At 44.1% G+C, this 22,410-nt stretch carries 23 protein-coding genes; 1 reads left to right on the top strand and 22 read right to left on the bottom strand.

The window, feature by feature from the left end; translation table 11 throughout:
• Nucleotides 1-10: 10 nt before the first annotated feature.
• The 14 genes from O3605_RS00875 to O3605_RS00940 form a co-directional block, all read right to left on the bottom strand.
• The gene (locus tag O3605_RS00875) at nt 11-1,573 is read right to left on the bottom strand and encodes a 2-isopropylmalate synthase (protein WP_070505615.1); all 1,563 of its coding nucleotides are present in this window, start codon (nt 1,571-1,573) and stop codon (nt 11-13) included.
• 285 nt (nt 1,574-1,858) lie between these two features.
• On the bottom strand, nt 1,859-2,491 hold the full coding sequence (locus O3605_RS00880; RefSeq protein WP_371585069.1) for a YpmS family protein: 633 nt from the start codon (nt 2,489-2,491) through the stop codon (nt 1,859-1,861).
• The gene (locus O3605_RS00885) at nt 2,460-3,302 is read right to left on the bottom strand and encodes an SGNH/GDSL hydrolase family protein (RefSeq protein ID WP_049497895.1); all 843 of its coding nucleotides are present in this window, start codon (nt 3,300-3,302) and stop codon (nt 2,460-2,462) included. The genes O3605_RS00880 and O3605_RS00885 overlap by 32 nt, the downstream gene beginning before the upstream one ends.
• 14 nt (nt 3,303-3,316) lie before the next feature.
• Entirely contained in the window at nt 3,317-4,585 is a 1,269-nt protein-coding gene (locus tag O3605_RS00890; protein ID WP_049497896.1) for a dihydroorotase, read from the bottom strand.
• Between the two features lie 11 nt (nt 4,586-4,596).
• Nucleotides 4,597-5,061, bottom strand: a complete 465-nt coding sequence (locus O3605_RS00895) for an NUDIX hydrolase (RefSeq protein WP_003003493.1) — start codon at nt 5,059-5,061, stop codon at nt 4,597-4,599.
• A gap of 9 nt (nt 5,062-5,070) precedes the next feature.
• The gene (locus O3605_RS00900) at nt 5,071-5,724 is read right to left on the bottom strand and encodes a uracil-DNA glycosylase (RefSeq protein WP_021153111.1); all 654 of its coding nucleotides are present in this window, start codon (nt 5,722-5,724) and stop codon (nt 5,071-5,073) included.
• A 130-nt stretch (nt 5,725-5,854) separates the two neighbouring features.
• Nucleotides 5,855-7,360: a glycosyltransferase-like membrane protein gene (locus tag O3605_RS00905; RefSeq protein WP_049497897.1), complete on the bottom strand. Its 1,506-nt coding sequence runs from the start codon at nt 7,358-7,360 to the stop codon at nt 5,855-5,857.
• Between the two features lie 148 nt (nt 7,361-7,508).
• Complete coding sequence (locus O3605_RS00910; protein ID WP_049497898.1) at nt 7,509-8,000, bottom strand: DUF3592 domain-containing protein; 492 nt, start codon at nt 7,998-8,000, stop codon at nt 7,509-7,511.
• Between the two features lie 56 nt (nt 8,001-8,056).
• Complete coding sequence (locus O3605_RS00915; protein ID WP_049497899.1) at nt 8,057-8,656, bottom strand: hypothetical protein; 600 nt, start codon at nt 8,654-8,656, stop codon at nt 8,057-8,059.
• A 142-nt stretch (nt 8,657-8,798) separates the two neighbouring features.
• On the bottom strand, nt 8,799-9,431 hold the full coding sequence (gene pyrE / locus O3605_RS00920; RefSeq protein ID WP_003003338.1) for an orotate phosphoribosyltransferase: 633 nt from the start codon (nt 9,429-9,431) through the stop codon (nt 8,799-8,801).
• A 525-nt stretch (nt 9,432-9,956) separates the two neighbouring features.
• Nucleotides 9,957-10,649 carry an orotidine-5'-phosphate decarboxylase gene (gene pyrF / locus O3605_RS00925; protein WP_013903499.1) on the bottom strand — a complete coding sequence of 231 codons (693 nt, stop codon included), beginning with the start codon at nt 10,647-10,649 and terminating at the stop codon, nt 9,957-9,959.
• 179 nt (nt 10,650-10,828) lie between these two features.
• The gene (locus O3605_RS00930) at nt 10,829-11,767 is read right to left on the bottom strand and encodes a dihydroorotate dehydrogenase (RefSeq protein ID WP_049497900.1); all 939 of its coding nucleotides are present in this window, start codon (nt 11,765-11,767) and stop codon (nt 10,829-10,831) included.
• 9 nt (nt 11,768-11,776) lie between these two features.
• The gene (locus O3605_RS00935) at nt 11,777-12,583 is read right to left on the bottom strand and encodes a dihydroorotate dehydrogenase electron transfer subunit (RefSeq protein ID WP_371585070.1); all 807 of its coding nucleotides are present in this window, start codon (nt 12,581-12,583) and stop codon (nt 11,777-11,779) included.
• Between the two features lie 183 nt (nt 12,584-12,766).
• Entirely contained in the window at nt 12,767-14,191 is a 1,425-nt protein-coding gene (locus O3605_RS00940; RefSeq protein WP_049497357.1) for a DUF6688 domain-containing protein, read from the bottom strand.
• 243 nt (nt 14,192-14,434) lie between these two features.
• Here O3605_RS00940 and O3605_RS00945 point away from each other — a divergent pair, with 243 nt between their 5' ends.
• A complete protein-coding gene (locus O3605_RS00945) occupies nt 14,435-15,343 on the top strand; it encodes a LysR family transcriptional regulator (RefSeq protein WP_003003594.1) in 909 nt (302 codons plus the stop codon).
• Nucleotides 15,344-15,380: 37 nt separating this feature from the next.
• On the opposite strand, the gene O3605_RS00950 is transcribed toward O3605_RS00945, so the two are convergent.
• The 8 genes from O3605_RS00950 to O3605_RS00985 all read right to left on the bottom strand — a co-directional run bounded on the left by O3605_RS00950 (nt 15,381) and on the right by O3605_RS00985 (nt 22,404).
• Nucleotides 15,381-16,112 (bottom strand): NAD-dependent protein deacylase, encoded by a 732-nt coding sequence (locus O3605_RS00950; RefSeq protein ID WP_049497354.1) that lies wholly within the window; start codon nt 16,110-16,112, stop codon nt 15,381-15,383.
• Nucleotides 16,113-16,880, bottom strand: coding sequence for a Gbs1250 family HEPN protein (locus O3605_RS00955; RefSeq protein ID WP_049497350.1), 768 nt, complete (start codon nt 16,878-16,880; stop codon nt 16,113-16,115).
• Nucleotides 16,880-17,590: a purine-nucleoside phosphorylase gene (deoD, locus tag O3605_RS00960; protein WP_003007097.1), complete on the bottom strand. Its 711-nt coding sequence runs from the start codon at nt 17,588-17,590 to the stop codon at nt 16,880-16,882. The genes O3605_RS00955 and deoD overlap by 1 nt, the downstream gene beginning before the upstream one ends.
• 286 nt (nt 17,591-17,876) lie before the next feature.
• Complete coding sequence (locus O3605_RS00965; RefSeq protein WP_049497359.1) at nt 17,877-18,590, bottom strand: type 1 glutamine amidotransferase; 714 nt, start codon at nt 18,588-18,590, stop codon at nt 17,877-17,879.
• A complete protein-coding gene (locus O3605_RS00970; protein WP_350007804.1) occupies nt 18,587-19,819 on the bottom strand; it encodes a chloride channel protein in 1,233 nt (410 codons plus the stop codon). The genes O3605_RS00965 and O3605_RS00970 overlap by 4 nt, the downstream gene beginning before the upstream one ends.
• Nucleotides 19,820-19,823: 4 nt before the next feature.
• Nucleotides 19,824-20,633 carry a purine-nucleoside phosphorylase gene (locus O3605_RS00975; RefSeq protein ID WP_049497346.1) on the bottom strand — a complete coding sequence of 270 codons (810 nt, stop codon included), beginning with the start codon at nt 20,631-20,633 and terminating at the stop codon, nt 19,824-19,826.
• Nucleotides 20,634-20,645: 12 nt separating this feature from the next.
• Complete coding sequence (locus O3605_RS00980; RefSeq protein WP_049497344.1) at nt 20,646-21,191, bottom strand: DUF1697 domain-containing protein; 546 nt, start codon at nt 21,189-21,191, stop codon at nt 20,646-20,648.
• A 1-nt stretch (nt 21,192) separates the two neighbouring features.
• Nucleotides 21,193-22,404, bottom strand: coding sequence for a phosphopentomutase (locus tag O3605_RS00985; RefSeq protein ID WP_003011617.1), 1,212 nt, complete (start codon nt 22,402-22,404; stop codon nt 21,193-21,195).
• Nucleotides 22,405-22,410 lie beyond the last annotated feature (6 nt).

Raw genomic sequence — 22,410 nt, forward strand, 5'->3', positions numbered from 1 at the left:
TCATTTCCTCTTAGGCTTGTGGAAGATCACGGTAGGAGACAGCTCGTCCCATCTCACCCGCATTCTCTTTTTGAACCAGCGTATTGGCATTGATATAAGCAATAGCAGATGCCTTCAATACGTCAAAATCCAAACCAGAGGCATTGAAGATCGTATCTGTATCGACATTTTCCACCGATACCAAGACACGGGCTTGGGCGTCGATCCCATCTGTCACTGCATCGATATTGTAAGAGGTCAAGCGAACGGTTTGGTTGAAGAATTTATCAATCGCATTAAAGATGGCTTCAACCGACCCTTGACCATTGGCAAGGAATTCAAGCACTTCCCCTTCTTCATTGCTGAGGCTAACTGCTGCTGTAATCGTTTCGTCTGCGTTGGTTGTCAAGCGGAGGTCATTAAATTGGAATCCTTCTGGATTTTCCACTGCAGTACCGGCAACAAGGGCGCGGATATCGGCATCTGTGATTTCGTGTTTCTTGTCTGCCAAAGATTTGAATTTAGCAAATAATTGCTTGATGTCTTCTTCTGTGAATTCAAGTCCCAACTCATGCAATTTTTCGACAAAGGCATGGCGACCGGACAATTTTCCAAGAGGGAGGCTATTGCTCTTGACACCCACCAACTCAGGCGTGATGATTTCATAGGTAAGCGGGTTTTTAAGGACCCCATCTTGGTGAATCCCAGACTCGTGTGAGAAGGCATTGCCACCAACAACCGCCTTGTTTTTAGGAATTGGAATCCCAGAGTAACGAGAAACCAACTCAGAAGTATTGATGGTTTCATTGAGCACAATCGGACTCTCCACCTGGTAATAGTCTTCGCGAATATTAAGAGCGACCGCTACTTCTTCAAGCGCTGCATTTCCAGCCCGTTCACCAATCCCATTGATGGTCCCTTCCACACGGCGGGCCCCATTTTTGACAGCAGCGAGGCTATTCGCTACTGCCATTCCTAGATCATCATGGCAATGAGGTGAATAGATAATCTTGCGGTCCGTCTTGACATGGTCGATCAAGTATTTGAAAATCGCGCCATACTCTGCTGGTGTTGTGAAACCGACTGTATCAGGAATATTGATGTAGCTAGCCCCCGCATCGACCGCAGTCTGAACGACTTGCAAGAGGAAATCCAATTCGGTTCGTGTCGCATCTTCTGGAGAGAATTCCACAATCTCAAATTTTGAGCGAGCGTAAGAAACGTGCTCTTTGATCGCTTCAAGAATTTCTTCCTTGGTCTTGTTGAGTTTAAACTCACGGTGAATCGGACTGGTTGCGATAAAGACGTGAACTTGCGGATACTTGGCATCCTTTAAGGCTTCATAACAAGCATCAATATCTGATTTGACAGAACGAGCTAGGCCAGTTACAGCTGTCTTGGTTAAGACCTTTGCAATTTCCTGTACAGCTGTGAAGGAATCCGGACTTGCTGCAGGAAAACCTGCTTCAATAGCAGAAATACCCCATTTTTCCAATTGTTTTGCAATGGCAATCTTTTCTTTGATAGAGAAATTAACTCCCGGAGTCTGTTCGCCATCCCGAAGGCTGGTATCTAAAAATTCAACTTTACGCATAGGGTCTCCTCATTTCTATGTAGTGGATATAAAGAAAAACATCTCACTCGGTCAACCAAGCGAGATGTTTTTGCCCGCTTGGTAAGCCAAACAGGACTAATGCTTCTGCACTAGCCCTTATACCTCAACAACAAAGCAAATTGAATAAACTTAGCTGTTTTCATGTTTGACTTTCTCCTTTGTTCAATGTCTTGTTTAGTATTTTAGCATAGGGAAAAAACAATGTCAAGAATTTTCTATAATATTCTGAATTTTTTGAATAGAAACAAACTATCCCCTTTTGCCCTACTTTTTCTGATACAAATCAAAAACGATCTTGTCATTATAGAGATCAATGGTATTGGCCTTGACATAGATTCCAAAGTCATTATCAATTTCAGGTAATACAATGGTGATGGTAGACTCTTTTGGCGAAATCTGGATAAAATCTGGGATATTTTTATTTTTGCTTAAAAGCCGCAAAACCATTTTTTGTGGAATTTGAAAAGTTCCGACTGAAAAATCCTTTACTGTTAAGAGAATATTCCCGTTTTCCAACTTGGATGGTTGAAAGTAAATATATAAGGGATAGTCCTTTCCTAAGAGACTCAACTGTCCCTCTAAGAGGATTTGCTGATTATCTGCATAGACCTTGTAGTCGGACAGCTTATATTTTTTCAGAAGCGATTTGATGGTATCATTGAGTTGATCACGAGTCGTTGTCATAGTTCCAACTTTGACATCTTTGGTGCCAACTGCTTGATGGAGCTGGCTAACATCTTCTCTTGGCGTTGCTAAGCGTCCTTGCACGACTAAAGCGAAGGCTAAGAGAAGGCTGACTAAGCCTAAAAACAACCATTTCCAAATATTATTTTTTTGAAGGAAGGGAATCTTCTCTTTGATGGGATTATTTTTGAGTCCAAGTTTTCTTCGTGGCATTGATTTTCTCCAATATTGCTTGTTTTATCTTTTCATAGCCCGTATTGTTGGGGTGAAAACTATCCTCCTCATACAGGGCATCATTGATAACGGTTGTCTTTCCGTCACTAATTTCTGACACGCCCATTTTGCCATCAATTCCTTTATATAGCAGATCATTGATAGGAACGAAATAGACCTGATCAAATTGCGCGATGGTTTCTTCTGTCGTCTCATTCCAACGATCTACAGCCGTCTGAATACTGGTTAATTCAGGAAAATTCAGGTAAAGAGGATTGTAGATCCCCACTACATAAATAGGAAGATGGGGATTGTCCTTTCTTGCTTTTGTGATAATTTCTTTGAGGTTTACTGTATAATTCTTGAGCGGTTTTTGGATATCTGATAGAGAAAAATCACTCAGATGATCGACAACGACTTTGCGTAGATCATTTCCGCCAACCGTTAAGGTCATGACATGCGCCTTCTTGAGATCCTTCTGAAGGTCTGTTTGCTCCTTGAGTCGATCTAAAATCTGAGCACTTGTATTTCCAGCTACACCATAGTTGACAGGCTGGTACTGGCCGTCATTTTCATTGGACAGACTTTGGGCAAGAATAGGCACGAAGCCCCCTTGTTTGGTGCTATCTCCAACACCTTTGGTCAGTGAATCTCCTAGAGCTACATAAGTATAGGTGATTTCTTTCGCAGCCGTTTTGGGCTTGGTCATACGAGGAGACGCAGTTGGTAGCAAAGCACGAAATAGAAAGACAAAGACAAGAAGGCTGGTTAAAAAGAAAACCAAGCCTTGCATCATTTTTTTAAGATTCATATGAATACGATCGCTTATCCTTGAAAAATCACTTGTCCATCACAGATAGTATAAGCAACTTTCCCTTTTAATGTTTCACCCACAAATGGTGAATTTCCAGCTTTTGAAGCGAAATGATCCGATACCAGACGATCTGCTTCCGGATCAAAGAGGGTCAAATCTGCTGGTCCATCCACAGCAATATATCCGGCATCAAAATCATAGAGACGTGCTGGATTATAGGACATCTTTTCAAGCAATTGCATGAGGCTCAAATGTCCTGCATGGACCAAGTAGGTCAAACCAAGAGAAAGCGAGGTTTCAAGACCGGTCATTCCAGATGGTGCCTTGGTAATATCAGGAACATTCTTCTCATCCGCATGGTGAGGCGCGTGGTCCGTCGCAATCACGGAGATGACGCCTGACTTCAAGCCTTCAATCACTGCTAGACGATCTGATTCCAAGCGAAGAGGTGGGTTCATCTTGGCATTGCTTCCTTTAGTCAAGAGCAGACTTTCTGTTTTCGAAAAGTGTTGAGGTGCCACTTCTGCCGTCACATGAGCTCCTAATCCTTGGGCAAATTCCACAACCTTGACACTTTCTTCCTTAGAAAGGTGTTGGATATGGAGGTGAGCACCTGTCGCATGGGCAATCATGGCATCCCGCGCTGCCATTGAATATTCAGCTACACCCGTCGCCCCACAAACATGAAAATGTTCCTTGGCAATGTTTTCATTCAACCCAAGGATGCCATTCAACTCAGGGTCTTCTTCATGCAGACTAATAAAGGTTCCTAGACGCTTAGCTTCTTCCAAGGCTTGGCGGACAACCTTGGTGCTTTGAAGGGGAATCCCATCATCTGAAAAACCAGCCGCACCAGCCTTAAGCAGGCCTTCAAAATCTGTCAGGTGTTGACCGTCAAAATTCTTGGTCACCGTCGCAACTGTATGAATGTGGAGATTTTCCTTGGCTGCAGAAGCTAAGACCTCCTCTAAGGTAGCAATATCTGAAATGGTCGGATTGGTATTGGCCATCATAACCACTCGGGTAAACCCACCCGCAGCTGCTGCTAAAGCACCCGTATGGATATCTTCTTTATGGGTTTGGCCAGGTTCACGAAAATGCACGTGCACATCGATCAAACCAGGAGCTACCACTAGACCTGAGGCATCAAGGACCTCTTGTCCATCCGTTCGGAGGTTCTCAGCGATCTCTACAATTTTCTTTCCTTCAATGCGAAGATCACAGACTTGATCCAAGCCAGTCTTGGGATCCATTACGCGACCATTTTTAATGACAACCATTGCATTCTCCTTTATTCATAAAAATCAACATGCGACTCTAACAAGCGGTCGCCGTCATAGCGAAACATTGCTGAAAAGAAGGGTTTATCCTCCAACAACCACTCAACAAAGGTGTGGTCCCCTTCCCAGGTTGGTTTTGAGAGGACTTGATCATAAGGTACCCACTCCAAGGTCCCTTCGTTACACTCGATCAGTTCTCCCTCAAAATCTGTTACCTTGAAGACATAGGTGTACCAGTCCAAATCTGGAGTAAACTCCGGAAAGGTAATAATCCCTTTCAAAACTGGCTTGGCTCTAAGGCCGGTCTCCTCAAAAATTTCACGCGCCGCACACTCCTGTGGGGTTTCCCCGCGTTCTAATTTTCCACCAACTCCGATCCATTTACCTTCATGGACATCATTGGGCTTTTTATTGCGATGCAACATGAGAAATTCTTTCCCATTGTCAATGTAACAAATCGTTGCTAATTGTGGCATTTCTTTCTCCTATCTTAACCAATCAATCGGCTCGCGTCCCGCCTCTTTCAAAAATTGATTGGTTTTTGAAAAGGGTTGGGAACCAAAGAATCCTCGGTAGGCCGATAAGGGACTTGGGTGAGCTGATTCAAGGACCAAATGTCGATCTTGTGTAATCAGCGGCTTTTTCTTACGGGCATAAGATCCCCAGAGGATAAAGACAACAGGCTCCTCCAACTCATTAACCACCTTGATCACAGCATCTGTGAAAGGCTCCCAAATTTGTCCTGCATGGCCATTGGCCTGACCAGCTGGCACTGTCAAGCAGGCATTGAGCAAGAGCACTCCTTGCTCTGCCCAAGAGGTCAGATCATGGGAACGCTTCTCTCCAATATCTGAGCGCAATTCTTTGAGAATATTTTGCAAAGAAGGTGGCGCTGGTACATGATCCGGAACAGAAAAACTTAAGCCCTGCGCTTGATCCGGTCCATGGTAGGGATCTTGGCCTAAGATCAAAACCTTGACTTGATCCATCTCTGTCGTCTGCAAGGCCTTAAAGACCTTGTCACGCGGTGGATAAACCACTCCTTTGCTATAGACTTCATTCATAAAGTCATTGATCTGGTGAAAATACCCTTCTGGAAGATGGGACTTGATGGCTTCATGCCAGGGTGAATGCTGCATGGAAACTCTCCGCTATCCAATAAATTCTTACCTTCCATTATACCACATTTGGCGCAGATCCACTGGATAAAAAAGAGGCTGGACAATTTTGTCCAACCTCTTTTTCTGCCTGTCAAACAAGCTAGAGCTTTTATGTATTTTCTTTCTTGGTAAATCCTGCTAGACCGATCGAAGCGACTAGTAAAATTTGCGGTAAGAATTGGATGAGGTAGCGGGTTTTCCCACCTTCAAAGATGGTTAAGAAGAGCAAACCACCAAAGACCGCTAAGGAAAGGAAGTTAAAATCATCTGTATCTCGACGTTTGAGATAAGCTCCAACCAAACCAGCCGATAGGACGATCCAGATCAGCTGCTTGACAAATTCATAATACTTGTACTGCGGTCGATCAATGCTGAGGAAATAGGTCCGCACCCATTTTGCCAAACCATTATTTTTAGTCAGAGGTGCATAGAGAGGATTGATAAAAGGCGTCTTCTCATACTCTACATCTCGGTAAAGCCAACCGAGGGTCCCTTCTGCTACCGTCAAGGATTGCTTGTAGTAGATATGCCCGATCAAACCGAACGGTCCGTATTCCTTGAGACGGCGTTTGATTTCTTTGATCACATTTTCTTTTTTAAAGAGGCCATTGTTGTAATCCGAGCGCTTATCCTCATCAATATAGGCTAGCAAGCCTTCTTTCATATCTTCTTGGTTATGCCCCATATCCGTCAAGCCCAGATTGATAAACAAGAGTGGTCCTTTGGCAAGTCCTTCTTCTTTCAGAATCGGCACAACTGTTTGATGATTGACCGCTGTATTCAATCCAGCAAAGACAAAGCCCGTCATCATCACTGTCACCGTAGCAATCTTGCCAAAGGCCTTCCAGTTTCCTCTAAAGAAGAGGATAGCCCAAAAGGCAATCATGACAATAATGGTCGTTGGACGGATCAACATGGTCACGCCAGATAAGATCCCCAAGCCAACAATCTTCTTCCAGGAGATGCTTTCTTGGTTTTCCTTTAAGAGATCCAAGGCCCACCATAACTGAAGAGCGATCAAAGGAAGCGGCGGAATATCTGTATACATGGAATAGAAATACGGCGAGTAACAGATCAAGCTCACATAGAGGAGATAGACCAGATCAGCCGTTTTTTGATTGAAATGCTTCTGGGACAGCTTGTACAAGAGGACTGCACCCAGATTGACATAGAGGATATTGAGAGCCTGCATAACCCACAGACCGCTAGAGCCAAATAAGACATAGAAAAACTTCTCGTAAAGAAAGAGCGGAATGTTATTGGGATTGCGACTGAGGTAGTTGGTGATAGAGGATTGCTTAAGAAGATCAAAAGCCCCTTTGAAAACAACCGCGGCATCCCGACGGATAAAGAGCTCCGCACAGACCATGACAATCAACTGAAAGACAACCGCTCCAAGCAAGAAGCCTTTTTTATGCCGGGTCAACCAAGCAAAGGCACTCTTTAGCCCATCGCGTTTCAGCCAGGCTAGCAGAAATAGCAATCCAGCACCTAAAATGGCTAGCCATGAAATCTCTCTCAGATAGGTCACACTGATCAAGAACCAGTGGACCATCACTAGCAACATGACAACATGAAGCATCCCAAATAGAATACGTTTACTTTTCGATAACATAGGTTCATTATATCAAAAAAACAGCATTTCTGCTGTTTTGGACTGACTATCAACAGTAAAGTGCAAAGAAAAGTTGTTCTGAAATGTAATTTATAAACATACTCATTTTATCGAAGCAATTTTTTACTCTTAACCTTAACTAACAGACCTAAAATACTAGAATTAAAATACATAATAATACAAGATAAATCCCAACCGTTAGAATCATTCCGATTTTATAGAAACCGACTAAGCCGGCATATCGTTCGACAAAACCGATCTGTGGGTCGACTGGATTATAAAAGACTGTCATGGGAGACCCGATTGGGAATATCATCTGCAAATCCAGATTTTTGCCGGCTCCAAGAACATAGGTTCTATCGAAAACATTGGCCTGCCTAGATTTGGAAGAAGTCTCCCTAAAATAAGTATAGGTGAATGTCTTTTGGTATCTTTCACCCTCGACTTGATACTCCACCACAGGCAGAGAAATAAGCAGTTGATTTTTGGAATCAAAAGCAACTACTTCTCCCAGAACTTTTGCGGTTGATTCTGTTTTCACTTTTATTTCACGGCGATACAAGGTGTAAAAGATAAGCAGCATGATCAAGAAAACAAGGGTCAAGATTCCCAAACTAAGCCAGAATGTTGTTACTGTCATTTGTTTTTTACCCTTTCACATAAACTAGTTGATTTCAAACCACTTGAAAAGTCATCTTATTCTCCTCTTTTCAACCATTTTTGTTGCTGTGCCTTTTCAGCAAGGTCTTTTGCTTTGTTGATATCCAGTGAGTTTGAATCTGATGGGACATTAGATTCGATTTCTTCTTTCAATTCTTGTAAGGTTTGAACATCTTTCGGAGTTAAATTAGAGACTGTGCTAGATCCTTTTTCTGTTGAATTTTCTGGCACAGACTGGATCTCGCGATAGGTTTTGATCACTTCAGTTCCTGCGTCTGTTGTCGGAAGAGGACGATAGAACATGAAGAAGCCAATAATGACAATCAGAAGAGCCGTAGCTGATACCAAAAAACCTTTCTGCAGATTCTCCGTAGTTATTTTAGTATCTTTAGTAGACAAGACTTTCCAGTCTGGATGTTCTTCCTCAGCTTCTTTTTTGGCGTTGAAAGCAGGGGTAACCAAGACTTGGTTCATCAAAGTCAGTGCCCCCAAGGCCATCAATAAAAATGGGATATGACGTGATTTACTAATGACCACTAAAATTCCTCCCGCAATAGCCATCAAACTGATGACGATATTAACGGTAAACCAGACCCGAGCCTGTTTCTTCATTTGCAAATAATCTTCTTTTGACATCTTATTCTCCCTTAAAAATAGTTTTTCCTTCATCCATAAAAATAATTACTACTATCATACCGGATTTTACTTTGAGATTCAAGTTAACCACCAACTAGTGAAAAGAGTATAAAAAAGAAGCGTTAGAAACGCTTCAGTTATATTATTTATTTTGCCAAGTTTCTTGGTTTTCCTTGAAACGGTGTAACAACTCTAAACCTTCAGAAGTGATGTAACCTTGTTCTTCTGCCAAATGAATCAATTCTGTATAGTTAGACAAGGTTTCAAGTTGAACGCCAGCTTCCGCAAATTTCTTATCTGCTTTCTCCAATTGGTAGGTGAAGATAGCTACGACACCAAGAACGTCCGCCCCTTCACGCTTGGCAGCTGCGACAGCATCCAAGACAGATCCACCAGTAGAAATCAAATCTTCCACTACGACCATCTTTTGACCTTGTGGTACACGGCCTTCAATTTGATTACCAGCACCGTGGTCTTTTGGTTTGCTACGGATGTAGGCAAATGGCAAATTCATCTTATCCGCAATAATGGCTCCGTGAGGAATCCCTGCAGTTGCAGTTCCTGCAATCACTTCTACTTCAGGGAAAGCTTCCTTGATTTTATCTACAAATCCATTTTCGATCAAGGTACGAGTTTCAGGATAAGCGAGGGTTACACGGTTATCTGTATAAATAGGGGACTTGATCCCAGATGCCCAAGTGAAAGGTTCTTCTGGTTTCAAATAAACCGCTTCGATTTTCAAAAGATGGCTAGCAATATCTTTAGCTAATGACATGACGACTCCTTTTTACGATTTTAATCATATACGAATTAAATCATTTTTTTGATTTAAACAACAACATTACAGGTTAGTGAATAGTTCGGGAAGATCCCATCGGACTCCGATTATTCCGACGATCACAGAAGAGAAACGATCATTTTCTCTTCTGTGATCTAGGGAATGCGTTAGGGTAGGTCCCATAGGACTTCCCGTAGAGGTACAAAAGTTTCACTTTTAGTAGCGATTAGTGTTCCGACGATTTAGAGGATAAAACGATTATTTTTATCCTCTAAATCTAGTGAATAGTTTAGGGAAGGCCCTATCGGGCTCCGATTATTCCGACGATCACAGAAGAGAAACGATCATTTTCTATTCTGTAATCTAGTGAATGCGTTAGGGAAGGTCCCATAGGACTTTTTAAATTCCGACACTTAGTTGAAAGAAACGATCATTTTTTTTCAACTAAGTTAGTGAATAGTTTAGGAAAGATCCCATCGGACTTTCCGTAGAACGTCTTGAAGCATAGCTTCTTAGACGTTCTTAACTATTCCACTGTCTCTTAATTTCATGGTAAGCGTCCCATGGGTTTTCTGCTTGGATGATTGGACGTCCAACGACAATATAGTCCGATCCGATTTTATGGGCTTCTTGTGGGGTCATAACCCGTTTTTGGTCGCCGATTTCAGCTCCAGCAGGACGAATCCCTGGTGTGACACAGACAAAGTCTGATGAAGTGGCATCTTTGATCAAGGCTACTTCATGGGCTGAACAGACAACGCCATCCAAGCCTGCTTCTTGTGCCTTGCGAGCATAATTAACTACAGATTCTTGGACCGTTGTTTGGATGTTTTGGCAATCACGCATGTCTTCTTCACTGGTAGAAGTCAACTGGGTCACAGCTACCAATTTAGCTCCTTCACCAAGAGCTGCCTTGGCTTCGCGCATCATCTCTACACCACCGGCTGCGTGGACCGTCACCATATCTACTCCGAAAGTCCCCAGTACGGACATGGCTGATTTGACTGTATTTGGGATATCATGTAATTTTAAATCAAGGAAAATACTGTGTCCAAGCCCTTTGAGGTAATGTACAATTTCAGGACCAACTGCATAGAAAAATTCCATTCCAATTTTTACAAATAACTTTTCGTCTTCTGGAAAATGCTCTAAAAAGTTTTTGACATCCTCGAAAGCTGGGAAGTCAAGGGCGATAATAGGACGTTCTTCACGCATGGATTACTCCTTTTTTGATTGATCATTTTGTCTACAAAAAAACCTTGCCCGAGGCAAGGTTACACGAAAATTAGGTAGGAACAACTACCATGATTCACCGTCTAGACCTTAGGAGCCTCTCTGGACTGCTTTAAAGGTTTTTATTTATTGTAGTACGATATTTGGGAAAAGTCAAGGATTTACAGTAGATTTTCCCGTACATGTTTTCGGAAGTTCTCAAGGGTGTCAATACCATAGCGATCCATGACCTGTGGTAGATCTTCGATGATGCTTGGACAAGCATAAGGATCGGTGAAATTAGCGGTTCCAACTCCAATCGCAGAGGCTCCTGCAATCATCATTTCAATGGCTGCTTCTGCTGAATCCACACCTCCCATTCCGATAATCGGAAGTTTAGTGGACTGGGCCACCTGACGGATGAGTTTCAAAGCAACTGGGAAAACGGCTGGACCAGACATGCCTCCTGTTCCATTGGCAATGATGGGCTTACCAGTCTTGAGGTCAAAGCGCATGCCGACCAAGGTATTGATCATGGTCAAACCAGTCGCCCCTGCATCCTCTGCTGCTTTTGCGACCTGCGTGATGTCTGCCACACTAGGCGTTAACTTGACATAGACAGGGACGGAGGACGCTTCTACAGCTGCTTTCACAGCCGCATAGGCCAATTCAGGAACTTGGCCAATTAAAAGGCCGTTGTTCCCATGGTCTACGTTTGGACAAGAGATATTGAGCTCAATCGCTTTGACATTTGGCGCTTTCGAGATCTCGCCTGATACCGTTGCATACTCTTCATTGGAGAAGCCAGCTACATTGGCAATAATCGGTAGATCTGGATAATGCTGAGCCAACCAAGGGAGTTTCTCTGCTAGGACCACGTCTATCCCTGGATTTTGGAGACCAATGGCATTGAGCATACCTGCAGGTGTCTCAGCGACACGGGGCGTTGGATTACCAAAACGAGCCTCAGCAGTTGTCGCCTTGATCATGATGGATCCAAGCAGGTCTAAGTCATAGTATTTAGCATATTCCTGACCAAAACCAAAACAGCCAGATGCCGGAATAATCGGGTTTTTCAAGTCTAAACCAGGTAAGGATACGGCTAGTCGATTTGCTGTCATAAGGTCCTCCTACATCACAATCGTACCGGTTTCAAAGACCGGTCCGTCTTCACACACGCGCTTATTAGCTGCTTGGCTTTCATTTTCTAAATGCACCACACAGGCATAGCAAGCACCCATCCCACAGGCCATACGCGATTCCATGGAAATATAGGCGCGAGGATGGTCATGGAATTTGGTATTGACATATTTGAGCATACCAGGGGCTCCACAAGAATAGATAGCGTCAAACTCCTGGTCCATCTGATCAATGACCGTAGAGACATAGCCCTTAGTGCCATAAGTCCCATCATCTGTCGTTACAGTGACATGAGCAACCTTAGAAAGCTCTTCTTCCAAAATAACGGCTTCTTTGGTCGCAAAGCCGACAACCACTTCAACTTCCACCCCTTGCTCATGGAGTTGTTTGGCCACTTGGACCAAAGGAGGAACACCGATACCGCCACCGATGATCAAGGCTTTCTGACCTTGACCGAGATTAGTGAGATCAAAACCATTTCCCTGAGGACCCATGACACTGAGTTTGCTACCGATTGGCAATTGGGAAAAGATAGCTGTCCCCCCACCTTCGATGCGGTAGATCAAGCGGCAAGTCTGTGTCTTACGGTCAATCTCAGAAATTGAAATCGGACGGCGAAGGAGCCTAGACCCATCAGGGACGCGGATATGAAGGAATTGACCTGGCAGCATCTGCGCCACCATTTCCCCCTTCAAGACCATAGAATAGATGCGGGGAGCGATTTCTTCTTGGGCGACGAGCTCCATCTCCTCCATCATGATTTTGCCAAAGCGTTTTTTACAACTGTCACTGACCATTGATATCCTCTTCTTTCTTTCAGCAAAAAAGACCTCGCAAAAGCAAGGCCTACAAATGATCAGCTAGACTCCGTCTGCTGATCTTTTTTCTGTCTTTCCTTGCAGGCCTCTCTGGACCTCTTAAAGGTTAAATTTGTCTCATTATATCGCGCTCCTTCTCGCTTGTCAAGTAAAATCAGTAACTCAAGAAACTTTACGGGGTTCAAAATCTTCTGGGATCGGTTTAATGTATTGCATGGCGATTCGGTTTTCAGGCTTGCGATCGACTAGATAAAGAACCAGTAAAAAGAGCCATTCCAAAGGTTTCATCAGGTAATAGATCAGGTCCATAGCCCATTTCTTCTTGATATGTTTGGCAAAGGGATAGCCATAGCGGTCGTAATTGCGACGCAAGAAGCGATGGAATCGTGGCGTCTTTTCTTCTAACACCTGCTCAAAGGCATTGGCAATACAAAGCTGGCGATTGACAACGACTGGATGACCGTGGCGGATGCCCATCCGCTGGGGCTTGACAACATTTTCATGGCCACCAGCCGCAACCGTACAGAGATAATGCTCATCAATGATGAGATTCTGAGGAGGAATCTTTTGTGAGAAGGCCCAGTCAGCTGTATTTGTCCAGGCCTTGATCATGGAATCCGGCTGCTGCCCAAAGAGCATGAGAACGAGGACAACAAGGGCAAGAGTCGGAAGAGCGATGAGGACCGCTAGCCATGGCCAGTTACGTGATTTATTTAAGAGCTGATGGAGCCATTGAAGCAGACGATTCTCATAGCTTATCTCTGTTCGATCTTCCTGCCACTCCTTGATGCGAACCCATAAGAGATGGATGGAATAGATCAGTAAGAAAAAGGTGTGAAAACTTGCTACCTGCAGTTGATTATCAAAAACTAAGAGGAGAACCACTCCTCCTAGAATGCCACTGATGCAGAAGACATTTGCTAGTGGTGAGAGTGAATTCGCATCCCGGTAGGAATAGATAATCAAGGCAAGTAAAGTAAGAGCTGCCAGTGTGAAGAAGGTCGGATAGGCTCCAGACCATATCAGCGCATGTTTCTGAGAATTGATCAAGGGCTCATTCCATTCGTAAAAGGTCATATCCTTGACAATGAAAATAAAAATCGCTTCTAGAAAGCAGCCAAAGAGTCCAAACCAAAGAACAATTGTAGGCTGTTGTTTTTTCTTTTTGATAGGCTTAGGACTCGGTGATTCAATTGTGAATGCGTCATCTTCTCTTGCCTCTTCTCCTTCCTTTGGCCCTCTCTCTTCAAACAGATCCGGATCTTTGGGAGCTTCTTCCTCTGCTTCTTTGAACTGGATGCTGGACCACCGCCCAATCCCATAGATAATGACAAAAATATTGGGGACAAAGAGGGCTACGGTTAGACCGTAGGGCAAGAGCTTCATCGTAAAGGAAACAATCTCCCAAACACTAAATTGGATGAATGGATCCGATAGAGCATAGATCGACTGACTAATGACCAAATAGATGTAAAAGACCAATAGAATCAGTGCATTGGTCACAAAATTGATCTGCAACAGACCTGCTGTGAAATGGGTTTCCAATTCCTTATCCTTTTTCTTATACCAGGAAACTAGTTTTTTCATAAGATCCCCTCAATCAATTTTTTACCATTCTATCAATCAGATCTTATCTTAAGCAAGGCAAAACTGTATTTTCCCATCAAAATCAGTCCCCAGATGGAGATTTTGTTCCCAATTTTCTATTTTTTAAATATTTGATCTAGCCTACTTCCTATTACCTCCCTCAGCCTGCATTATACTCTGATACAGTCCTTGAAAGACCACATTTTACGGGAAAAACGCGCTTTTTTATGTTAAAATAAAAGCATGAGAATACAACAATTACAATACATTATCAAAATCGTCGAAACCGGCTCTATGAATGAGGCCGCTAAACAACTCTTCATCACGCAACCTAGCCTTTCCAATGCCGTCAAGGACTTGGAAAATGAGATGGGGATTGAAATCTTTATTCGGAATCCTAAAGGGATCACTTTGACCCGCGATGGGATGGAGTTCCTCTCTTATGCCCGCCAGGTGGTGGAGCAGATTGACCTCTTGTCCGAGCGTTATAAAAATCCTGTGGGTTCTCGTGAGCTTTTCAGCGTCTCTTCACAGCACTACGCCTTCGTGGTTGAGGCCTTCGTTTCACTATTGAAGAAAAGCGACATGGAAAAATACGAGCTCTTCCTACGGGAGACGCGGACTTGGGAGATCATCGATGACGTCAAGAATTTCCGAAGCGAAGTTGGAGTTCTCTTTTTGAATAGCTACAACCGGGATGTCCTCTCTAAGATGCTGGATGATAATCACCTGATTGCCACCCACCTCTTTACAGCGCAACCTCATATCTTTGTCAGCAAGACCAATCCTCTTGCCAAGAAAGAGATCGTCCACTTGTCTGATCTGGAAGATTTCCCATACCTTAGCTATGACCAAGGGACCCACAATTCCTTCTACTTCTCAGAAGAGATCCTCTCTCAAGAGCATCATAAGAAATCCATCGTCGTCAGTGACCGGGCGACCCTCTTTAATCTCTTGATTGGTCTGGATGGCTACACCATTGCGACCGGGATCCTCAACAGCAATCTCAACGGAAACAACATCGTCTCCATCCCCCTTGATATCGAAGACCCGATCGAGCTGGTCTACATTAAACATGAAAAAACAGCCCTCTCAAAAATGGGAGAGAAATTCATCGAGTACTTGCTTGAGGAAGTGAAGTTTGATAAATAAAAAATATCTGAGTGATCCATGTTCACTCAGATATTTTTTATTGTCTTAATTGTGAAAATACTTGGCCAATTTTCCCTTCAATAACCAGGTCTGCTTGCTTGTCTTGCGGGATACTGGTTTTATTGATGACAACCAGCTTCTTCCCTTGAAAATACTGAATCAAACTGGCTGCTGGGTAGACCACAAGGGAAGTTCCACCGATAATCAGGAGATCAGCCTCTTGGATGGCTTGGGCTGCTTGGCTAAAGACGTCCATATCGAGAGGTTCCTCGTAAAGAGTCACATCAGGTTTGACCACCTTGCCACAGTCCAGACAGTGTGGAACCGGGCCTTCTAAAGCTAGAAAGGACTCCAAATCATAAAATCGCTGGCAACCCGTACAGTAATTGCGGTCGGCACTGCCATGAAGCTTCAAAACTTTTTTAGAACCAGCCATTTCATGGAGACTATCAATATTTTGTGTCACCACCGCCTTGAGTTTACCGGTCTCTTCAAGCCACGCGAGATAGCGATGGGCAGCATTGGGCTTGGCATCTGGGTAGAGCAAGTACTTCTTGTAAAAGTCGAAAAAGTCCTCTGGATAGCGCTCAAACATGGTATGGGAGACCAATTGCTCAGCTGTCAAATGCCGACCCACCTGAACACTATAGACACCGTCTGAGCTTCGAAAATCTGGAATATTTGACTCCGTAGAAACTCCTGCCCCACCGAAAAACACGATCCGATGACTCTGATCAATCATCTCCTGTAGTTGAGCAATCTTATCCATCTACTTCTCCTTTAGTAGCTCTTCCATCACAGCATTGGCCTGATCAAAATAAAAATTAGTTTGATCATAATGGATGCCTGTGTAGCTTGCAAGGTCAATCAAATTCTTCATAAAATCCTGAGAAGAGAAACCCGTCGTCCAATGGAGCTCTTCCTCATCAAAGGGCTTGATCAAGTGGGCCAGGGGGTTGCGAACTGATTTTTCTAACTCCCGCAATTGCTGGGCCGCAACTTTGACGGTATCTGGCAAATCCAACTGCACAATCAACTCCGTCAAACTGGACGAATTGACCACACTTTCACTGTGAAATTGCTGCAGGATAGGGTTTTCTGACGCATGCAGGCTCTCAAACTTCCAACGGTCATAACTGGATTCTTTGGAGTTATGAATATAGTTGGTAATATCAGGAATTTTCAACTGAATCAATCGCATAAAGATCCGATAGATGGCTGGGCTGACGGCACGAACAAAGTCAATAATCTGCTCATTTCGCAACTTCGCCTCTAAGTCATAGAGGTAGTTAGCCAACTGCTCATCTTCTGGATCTTCATGCCAAAAAAGCTGAAAACCAGTCGCCTCTAGCAACTCGGTTCTCAACTTTTGATTCATGACGGGTTGGATATTAAGCTCACGACGCTCCGCCATTAACTGCAGTAAGCTCACCAACAAATCCGGTACTTCTTCCTGCTGCTTGATAGAGCGCAGAGCCCGGCTGTAGTGATAATTTTGGAGATCGTAGAGCCATTCATCATGAAAGAATTTTGCCATTAGTCTGCAATCAAAGTCTCAAGACCAACTTTCATCATGTCTGTGAAAGTATTTTGACGTTCTTCAGCAGTTGTGTCCTCATCAGGATTAACCAAACTGTCTGAAATAGTCATGATAGCAAGCGCATCCACATGGTGTTGAGCAGCAAGATAGTAAAGAGCTGCTGCTTCCATTTCTACAGCTTTCACACCCCATTTACCAAGCTCGATGTTCTTTTCACCATAGTTTGAATAGAAGACATCTGATGACAAGACATTGCCAACGTGAGTGGTCATACCAAGATCTTTGGCAATATGGTAAGCCTTGTCTAAAAGATCAAAGCTAGCAATTTGAGGGAAATCGTATTGAGGCCAGTCGTTGCGGATGATGTTTGAGTTGGTTGCAGCAGCTTGTGCCAAGACCAATTCACGAACATGGACATCCTCGTTCAAAGAACCAGCCGTTCCCACACGGATCAATTTCTTCACGCCGTAGTCGACAATCAACTCACGCGCATAGATAGAGATTGATGGCATCCCCATTCCAGTTCCCATGACAGATACACGGTGACCTTTATAAGTTCCTGTGTAACCAAACATGTTACGAACTTCGTTGAAGCAAACAGCGTCTTCAAGGAAATTCTCAGCAATAAATTTCGCACGAAGAGGATCCCCAGGAAGAAGAATTTTATCAGCAATTTCACCTTGCTTAGCAGCAATATGGATAGACATAGTTTATGATACAAAGAGCGACCAGAAAGCGACTGAAAATTAGGAATCTGACGAGAAATCCTGATTTCTCAGTCAGATTATCTATTTTCCGAGCTTTCCGCTCGTGTTCAAATTAGAACACATGCTCTACCTTTCTTTTTTATTTTTTAGAATAGGTGTTAAAGAGGCAAAGTGAAAATAGGAAACTGACGACGTATCGCAGATGCTAGACAGTTTATCTTTTTTACACAGTTCTCCGCCCGTATTCAGTTCAGCGAATACGGTTAACCCATCCTTTCTTTTTTATTTAATTTGTTAATGAGTCCAAAAACGCAAAGAGTTTGGCATTCATTTCTCGATAATCGTAAGCACGAATGGCTTCAGGTTTTTGAACAAAGGTCAATTTTTGACTTTGTTCTTCTATAACCTCTTCACCGTCAGCAGCAATCAAGAGATCGACTGCTTCTGGATCAAATTCCAAGTGGGCTTGGAAGGCATAGTGTTTAGGACTGAAGCGAATCATCTGACGTGGACACCCTTGACTAGTAGCAAGAACAACAGCATCTTTTGTCAATCCTGGCATATCACCATGCCAGTGGCCAGTTTCAAGAGTTTTTCCAAACTCACCGACATGTGGATCTGTGAGTCCTTCAGGCGTCAAGGTCACTGGATAAACCCCAATCTCACGTTCCGGACTGTGCTCATACTTCGCTCCATAGGCAACAGACAGGAGCTGGGCACCCAGACAGACCCCAACAATATAACGATCTGCCTTCATGGCTTTTTGAATCAGTTCAATCTCTGCCTGAGGATCGTAGTATGGAAAAGCTTCTCGATCTTCATCTGGCGATTGAGGTCCTCCCATGACGATCAAAAAGTCAATCTCATCCACTGACTCTGGTAAGGTTTCATTCTCATAGACTTTAGTCGTGGTCACTTGATGGCCACGCTCCTGTGCCCATTTTAGATAAGCGCCCGGCACTTCAAAGGTTTCATGCAGTACAAAATGTACCTTCATCATTTCTTCTCCCATCTCTTTCGAATCACGTATGACAGACCAGCCGCAAGTACAAGCGGAATAGTCAAATTCCAAGTTTGGCCTGTAAATCCAAGGCTCAGGGCAATGGCTGTCAGAGGAGCTTCTAGGGTCGTCCCTAAAAAGACTGTCGCTCCTAGTAACATCCCTAGAGCAGGATCCAGATGAATCCCAAGGACTGTCAAAAGCAAGGTCACTAGGTAGCCAGAACCAATCCCAAGGGCAAATGATGGTGTCAAGGTACCCCCATAAGCACCATTGCGCAAGAGGAGGTAAACCATAAGCCCCTTCACTGCAAGAGTCAGTGGAAGATAAGGAATCGGCTGACTAGACAAGAGGGCTTGCGCTAGTACCTGGCCATTTCCCATAAAGATAGGGAAAAAGGCTACTAGGCTCCCCAGCGCTAGAAAGGCTAGAGGAAGAGCCCAAAGAATCGTCCCATCCTTCCGCCTTTTGTGACTAGCCCGCTTGGCGAGGAAAGCAAAGACCAGAGCCAAGGGAGTGACCAAGAAAGCAATCACAATAGCCTGTAAGAAGCTGCTAGCCGACCATGAGACTGCGGACAGGTGATAAACAGCCTCCTGACCAACGATGGACTGAGCAACCCAGGTGGCCAGATAAGTACTGGTCAAAACCAGTAGAAAATTCTGCCAACTGTAGGCGAGTCCTAAGGTCTCAAAGACGAACAAGCTACTGGCAAAGGGGACCTGATAGACCGCAGCTAAACCAGCTCCAGCACCACAGGCAATCAAGACTTTTCGCTCTTTGAGAGCTAGTGAGAATCCCTTCGCCAAGCGACCAGCTAGAAGAGCCCCGACCTCACGTGGGGCTCCTTCTTTTCCGACCGATGCGCCTGCTCCAACAATTGCCACCTGCATACCTGAATGAAGGAGGTGGGCTAAGGGCGCTGGTTCCCTGTCTCCAGCTAAGTCAATTTGCTGACGAATAGACAGGATCTGATAACGCCTTTGCAGGACATACCAGAAGCCAGCTGCCAAGCACCCAGTCACACACAAAACCAGAAATCTACGGAGACCTCCAACTTCTTGAAATTGCTGGAGCAAATCCGAACTAGCTTGGCCAAAGGCCAGCTCTTGCACCCCTTCTAGTAGATAATGACAGGCAATTCCGACCAGACCCGTCCCAATCCCTAATGATAAGGTGGCTAGAAGTAACCTCAGTCCGTAGGGTAGACTTTGGAGTCGTACTTTCATTGGATTAGAGTTCAGCAAGGATCGCTTTTAGCAATCCTTTGAAGTCACCTTTGACGCGCTCAGTCACTTCTACTACTTCTTCGTGGTTGAGCTCTTCTTGGAAACCAGCCGCAAAGTTGGTAATACATGAAATACCAAGAACCTTCAAGCCAGAATGCGCTGCAATGATGACTTCAGGAACAGTTGACATTCCGACAGCATCTGCACCAAGAGTCTTAAACGCACGGATTTCAGCTGGAGTTTCGTAGGTAGGACCAGTCACACCGATATAAACCCCATCATCCAATTTGATACCCAATTTGTCAGCTACTTTATGAGCTGTCTCACGGTATTCAGGTGTGTAAGCTTTGGACATATCAGGGAAACGTGGACCAAAATCATCCAAGTTTTCACCGATCAATGGGTTTTGACCAGTCATGTTGATATGGTCTGTGATAGCCATCAAAGTACCTGGTCCATATCCGATACCACCGGCAGCGTTGGTAACAAGAACTCCTTCACATCCCAAAACTTTCATGACACGAACTGGGAAAGTCACTACTTCTAGTGGGTTTCCTTCGTAGAAGTGGAAACGTCCTTGAAGGGCCAAAACCTTGCGTCCAGCAAGCTCACCGTAGACCAATTTACCCGCATGGCCGACAACCGTTGAACGACCCCAGTTTGGAATTTCAGAGTAGTCTACTACGACTGGATTTTCGATTTCTTCAGCCAGTTCTCCAAGACCTGATCCAAGGATCAAGCCAAACTCAGGTGCTTCCATTCCTTTGCCATTCAAAAAAGCAGCTGTTTCATTGATTTTTGCTAATAATGTCATTGCATATCTCCTTTATGATTTCCTTAAAAATTGGCCAATTTTGTCAAATGTATTGGCATTGCGAATGGTCAACAGGCGGTAATCCGGCATCTTGAGGACTTGTCTGTGGTAAGCGGTCTTTGTGTAGGTCTCTTCTGAGTATTTGCCCCAGTAAATCCCTAGATTCCCACGATGGATGATTTCATCACCGAGCGAAAAAGAGGAAACCAGCTCCCAGACAGCATCCTGATCGAGGCCTTCTGTGTAAAAGAGAACATCCTTGCGGGCCAGATTCTCCTGCCACCAGGCTGGTAGAGCAGCGAGATCTTGCGCATAGTCCTCAGCTGAAAAGAGAGAAAAAGACTGGATAAAGGGATAGCGATCACGAAAGAAATGTCCCAGCAAATCTACCAATTCTGCTTTAGAACTAGCTGATTCAAAGAAGATATTGCCACTATTGATGTAGGTCTCTACCTCATCCAGCCCGATTGTTTGGAGCTCCTCTCGAAGCTCTGCCATCACGACCTTGTTTTTCCCGCCAACATTGATCCCTCTAACGAGGAGAGCGAAGCGTGTCATCTTAGTTCAATTTGTCTAAGAAACTTTCACCGATCATGGCTTTTTCAACACCAAAGTTCTCTGCAATTGTCGCAGAGATATCAGAGAAATGTCCAACTGGAATCACACCATTGCCCTTGAAGGATGGGCTATAAGCCAAGAATGGGATGTATTCACGCGTATGGTCTGTACCAGCGTAAGTTGGGTCATTCCCGTGGTCTGCAGTGATCATCAAGAGGTCATCTTCACGCATAGCTGCAATGATTTCTGGCAAGCGTTCGTCAAATTCATGCAAGCAATCGCGGTAGCCGTGAGCATTGCGACGGTGACCGTAAAGAGCATCAAAGTCTACCAAGTTGGTAAATGAGAACCCTTCTTGGAACTCAGGAAGTCCCATGGTCTTAATCAAGGTATCCATACCGTGGCTATTTGATTTGTTGTGGCCCATATCGTGGTTGATACCAGCTCCGTTGAAGATATCGTTGATCTTACCAACTGCATAGGTATCAATACCCGCTTCGTTCAACTTATCCAAAACAGTTGGCGCAAATGGTGAAACAGCTAAGTCACGACGGTTGGCTGTACGTGTGAAGTTTCCAGGTTCCCCAACATAAGGGCGGGCAATGATCCGTCCTAGAAGAGCTGGACGTTCCAAAGTGATAGAACGAGCATATTCACAGATACGGTAGAGTTCATCCAAAGGAATAATGTCTTCGTGAGCTGCAATTTGAAGCACAGGGTCTGCTGATGTATAAATGATCAACTCACCAGTTTCCATTTGACGTGGTCCAAAGTCATCGATGACCGCCGTACCAGAATAAGGTTTGTTGGCTTCACGGATAACCTTACGTCCTGAGAATTCTTCAATCTTTGTAATAATTTCTTCTGGGAATCCATTCCAGAAAGTATCAAAGGGTTCTGTAATGTTGAGCCCCATGATTTCCCAGTGACCAGTCATGGTGTCTTTCCCAAGAGAAACTTCTTGCAATTTTGTCGCATAGCCAGTTGGGTTGCTTTCAGCTGGCACAGTCTTCAATGGTACTTCACGAGGAATATTTCCAAGACCGATTTTCGCCATGTTTGGCACATTCAAACCGACGGTTTTAGAGATGTGACCCAATGTATCAGATGCTCCATCTGGAACACCTGCATTGACAAAGTTATTGGCATCCGGTGCAGCACCGATCCCAACAGAATCTAGCACAACTAAGTGCATGCGTTTAAATTTTGACATATACTG

It is taken from the genome of Streptococcus sp. 27098_8_99 (genome assembly GCF_041431935.1).
GTDB lineage: Bacteria > Bacillota > Bacilli > Lactobacillales > Streptococcaceae > Streptococcus > Streptococcus parasanguinis_D.